General features: G+C 71.0%; 2 protein-coding genes and 1 pseudogene. 1 reads left to right on the top strand and 2 read right to left on the bottom strand.

The window, feature by feature from the left end:
- Positions 1-62 precede the first annotated feature (62 nt).
- Positions 63-1,046: a sugar ABC transporter permease gene (locus AB0O00_RS34335; protein ID WP_363658544.1), complete on the bottom strand. Its 984-nt coding sequence runs from the start codon at positions 1,044-1,046 to the stop codon at positions 63-65.
- A gap of 89 nt (positions 1,047-1,135) precedes the next feature.
- On the bottom strand, positions 1,136-2,485 hold the full coding sequence (locus AB0O00_RS34330; protein WP_363658542.1) for an ABC transporter substrate-binding protein: 1,350 nt from the start codon (positions 2,483-2,485) through the stop codon (positions 1,136-1,138).
- A 258-nt stretch (positions 2,486-2,743) separates the two neighbouring features.
- On the opposite strand from AB0O00_RS34330, the pseudogene AB0O00_RS34325 reads away from it, so the two are divergent.
- Positions 2,744-2,851, top strand: a pseudogene (locus AB0O00_RS34325) (LacI family transcriptional regulator); the annotation flags it as partial.

Below are 2,851 nucleotides of genomic sequence, written 5' to 3'. Positions count from 1 at the left end.
GGTCCCGCTCCGGTCAGGCCGCGCGCTCCCGCGCGCCGCCCGGGGAAGACGGCCATCGGTGCTCAACCCCCGTTCCGGGCTCGGCGGATGCGGACCAGGGCGAGGTTGAGCGCGCCGATGGCCAGCAGGATCAGCAGCATCGTCCAGGCCACGGCGGCGGCCCGGCCGAGGTGGAAGGCGTACCAGCCCTGGTCGTACAGGTAGAGCCCGAGGGTCTGGTACTGGTGGGCCGAGCCGCCGCTGTGGCCGGTCGCCCCGCCGCCGAACAGCAGCGGCTCGCCGAACAGTTGGGTGGCCCCGATGCTGGAGACCACGACGGTGAACAGGATGGTGGGCCGGATGGACGGCACCGTGACGTGCCGGAACTGCTGCCACCGGTTGGCGCCGTCGAGCGCCGCCGCCTCGTACAGGTCGTGCGGGACGGCCTGCATGGCGGCGAGGTAGATCAGGGCGTTGTAGCCGGTCCAGCGCCAGGTGACGATCGTGGAGACGGCGACCTGGGAGCTCCAGGTGCCGCCCTCCCAGTCGACGGGGCCCAGGCCCAGGTGGCCGAGCAGCCAGTTGATCATCCCGTAGTCCCGCCCGAACAGCAGCGTGAACACCAGGGTCGCCGCCGCGATCGACGTCGCGTAGGGCGCGAGCATCGCGATCCGGAAGAAACCCCGGCCGCGCAGGCGGTAGTTGAGGAGGTGCGCCAGGCCGAGGGCCATCAGCAACTGCGGCACGGTGGACAGCAAGCCGATGGTGAGCGTGTTGCGCAGGGCGTTCCAGAACAGGTCGTCGTGGAGCAGCCGGGTGTAGTTGCCGAAGCCGCGCCACTGCATCTGGTCGGACGTCTGCAGGTCGACGCTGTGCAGCGACACCCAGCCCGTGTAGACCAGCGGGAACAGGCCGAACGCCAGGAAGCAGACGAAGAACGGCGCGACGTACAGGTACGGCGAGGCCTTCAGGTCACACCGGTAGAGCCGGGTGCGCCAGGGGCTCGGGGGTGGGGGAGACGGGCGTCGCACGCCCGGGGAGGCGGCCGGGGCGGCCTCGTGGAGCATGGTGGTGACCTCTCTGGAGAGCGGGCTGTCGGCGCGGCGGAGGTGGAGGCGGAGGCGGTGGCGGAGGCGGACGGCGGGAGGCCGGCCCGTCAGTCGCCGACCTTGTCGTCGATCTCCTTGACGGCCGTGCTCCACGCCTTGGCGGGGTCGCTCTGGTGCTGCTCGATGCTGAGCAGGGCGCCGTTGGTGAGGGCGTCCTTGACGAGGCCGTCCCACTCGCCGATCACGGTCGGGCTGATGGACTGCGCGGTGGCGGCGTAGATCTGGCCGGTGGGCGTGTCACCGAAGTAGTCGAGCTTGGCGTTCTGCACCTCCGGCCGGCCCAGCGCCTTGGTGTTGGACGGCAGGTTGCCGACCGAGGTGAAGACCTTGACCTGCTGCGCGGGCGCGGTGAGCCAGGCGGCGAGGGCCGCGGCCTCCTTCTGGTGCTTGCCGGCCTTGGGCACGGTGAGGAAGGAGCCGCCCCAGTTGCCGGCGGCCGGGGCGGCGGCGATGTCCCACTTGCCCTTGTTGGCGGGCCCGGACTTGTCGGCGACGATGGCCGTCATCCAGGACGGGCAGGCCACGGTGGCGAACTTGGAGTTGGCGAACGCCTGGTTCCACGGGGTGTCGAACTGCTTGAGGCCGGCGCTGATCCCGGCCTGGACCGCACCGGTCGACAGGGTCCAGGCGGCCTTGACGGAGGGGCTGTTCTTGTAGTCCAGCTTGCCGCTGGCGTCGTCGTACTGCGTGGTGCTGGAGGACACCACGGCGTTGAACAGGCCGCCGGCGGAGTCGGTGAAGAAGGTGCCGGCGGGCGCCTTGGCCTGGTACTGCTTGCCGGCGTCGAGGAACTTGGCCCAGTCGCCCTGCCAGAGCTTGGCCACCTCGGCGCGGTCGGTGGGCAGGCCGGCCTGCTGGAACAGGTCCTTGCGGTAGCAGATCGCCATCGGGCCGATGTCGGTGCCCAAGCCGATGGTGCGGTTGTCCGACGCGGTGGCCTGCTGCGACTTCCAGGGCAGGAAGGCGCCCTTGTCGACCCCGTCCGCCTTTCCGAGGTCGACGAACTTGTCGGCCTGCTTCTTCACCACCTGGGCGATCCGGCCCACCTCGACCGCCTGGATGTCGTCCAGGCCGCTGCCCGAGGCCAGGTGGGTCTGCAGGGCGGGGTAGTAGTCGCTCTCCTGCTGGACGCTGTGCTCCACGACGGTGATGTCGGGGTGCTCGCGCATGTACGCGTCGAACAGGCCGGCCTCCTTGTACCCGAACGTGCCGTAGTCGCCGACGGTCAGGGTGATCTTGGCGCCGGAGGCCGCGGTGGTGGTGGAACCGGAGCTCTCGCAGCCGGCGACGAGCAGGGCGCACAGGGCCGCGGTCGCGACGATCGGCAGAGGCTTGCGCGCCTTGTGTGCGGGGGTGGTGGCGGCTCTGCCGCCGTGGGTGGTGCCGGGGTTCCGCATGGCCGAATCTCCTTGTCCAGGGTGGTGGTCCATGGCTGCGCCGCGCGACTGGCGGCCGGAGGTGCTCGGAACGGGACGGGAGCGCCGAAACTGGGTGGGACCGCAGTATGGGAGCGCTCCCACTACGTGTGGGAAGATTGCTTCGCCGCGCGAGGCGTGTCAAGGGCGTGCATCGGCTCCGTTACCGGACCGTGTCGTCTGGCCCGTCTCCCCGCGGTCGCCGCCGTCCGTCGTCCGCCGTCCGCCGGGAGAACGATCATGAGCCGAGCCGCGCAGCGGCAACCCGCTGCCCGTCCCACCCTGGAGGCGGTGGCAGCGCGGGCCGGAGTGGGCCGGGGCACGGTGTCCCGGGTCGTCAACGGCTCG

Origin of the sequence: Kitasatospora sp. NPDC093558, assembly GCF_040683475.1 — a bacterium.
Classification (GTDB): domain Bacteria; phylum Actinomycetota; class Actinomycetes; order Streptomycetales; family Streptomycetaceae; genus Kitasatospora.
Note: the sequence above shows the minus strand (reverse complement) of the source record. Positions and strands in the feature narration are given on the sequence as shown.